This is a genomic window from Enterobacter sp. UNJFSC 003, assembly GCF_036903355.1.
In the GTDB taxonomy this organism is placed as follows: Bacteria; Pseudomonadota; Gammaproteobacteria; order Enterobacterales; family Enterobacteriaceae; genus Enterobacter.
On the sequence record NZ_JBAKHK010000231.1, the window covers coordinates 1 to 258 of the forward strand.

Genomic DNA, 258 nt, shown 5'->3' on the forward strand with positions numbered 1-258 from the left:
TCTTGATACCGTGGTTTTGCAAAATCAGATGTAAGTCGGTTTGATAAAACGCGCCTTTGCCAGGCTTATCCATCACCGGTTCGCCTGCCACCGGGTACAGTTCAGGAATGATGTCATGACCTGCTTCACCTCTGACCAGAATGCGTCCCATCGGTCCTGGTTCACCAATAAAGGTTTTTCCGCCGCGCGTCAGTTTGGCTGGCGGGCAGTCGCTTAAGTCTGCACGATGGCCTTCACGAGTATGAATAACCATAATTC

1 protein-coding gene is annotated in these 258 nt (G+C 50.8%); it reads right to left on the bottom strand.

Translation table 11 applies throughout. From position 1 onward, the window contains the following. Window positions 1–258 (bottom strand): isochorismatase family protein (locus V5P19_RS23930; RefSeq protein WP_334408048.1); only part of this gene is annotated, 258 nt, incomplete at both ends.